This window comes from Amycolatopsis sp. WAC 04182, assembly GCF_003947465.1.
Taxonomy (GTDB): domain Bacteria; phylum Actinomycetota; class Actinomycetes; order Mycobacteriales; family Pseudonocardiaceae; genus Amycolatopsis.
In genome coordinates this window covers 1-852 of record NZ_QHJJ01000025.1, presented here as the reverse complement: position 1 = coordinate 852, position 852 = coordinate 1, and the positions used below count along the sequence as shown (strand labels likewise).

Here is an 852-nt window from a genome sequence, read left to right as displayed (position 1 = left end):
CACGGGAGACACACGGCGGGTGCTAACGTCCGTCGTGAAGAGGGAAACAACCCAGACCGCCAGCTAAGGTCCCAAAGTCATGGTTAAGTGGGAAACGATGTGGGAAGGCCCAGACAGCCAGGATGTTGGCTTAGAAGCAGCCATCATTTAAAGAAAGCGTAATAGCTCACTGGTCGAGTCGGCCTGCGCGGAAGATGTAACGGGGCTAAACCATGCACCGAAGCTGCGGCAGCGACGCTGATGCGTTGTTGGGTAGGGGAGCGTTCTGTAAGCCGGTGAAGGTGTGCTGTGAGGCATGCTGGAGGTATCAGAAGTGCGAATGCTGACATAAGTAACGATAAAGCGGGTGAAAAGCCCGCTCGCCGGAAGACCAAGGGTTCCTGTCCAACGTTAATCGGGGCAGGGTGAGTCGACCCCTAAGGCGAGGCCGAAAGGCGTAGTCGATGGGAAACAGGTTAATATTCCTGTACTTGGTGTTACTGCGAAGGGGGGACGGAGAAGGCTATGTTGGCCGGGCGACGGTTGTCCCGGTTTAAGCGTGTAGGCTGGTTTTCCAGGCAAATCCGGAAAATCAAGGCTGAGGCGTGATGACGAGGCACTACGGTGCTGAAGCAACAAATGCCCTGCTTCCAGGAAAAGCCTCTAAGCATCAGGTAACATCAAATCGTACCCCAAACCGACACAGGTGGTCAGGTAGAGAATACCAAGGCGCTTGAGAGAACTCGGGTGAAGGAACTAGGCAAAATGGTGCCGTAACTTCGGGAGAAGGCACGCTGATACGTAGGTGAAGTCCCTCGCGGATGGAGCTGAAATCAGTCGAAGATACCAGCTGGCTGCAACTGTTTATTAAAA

The 852-nt window shown here is 54.1% G+C and carries 1 rRNA gene; it reads left to right on the top strand.

What is annotated here, in order from left to right:
• Nucleotides 1-852: ribosomal RNA gene (locus tag DMH01_RS42280) — 23S ribosomal RNA — on the top strand; the annotation flags it as partial.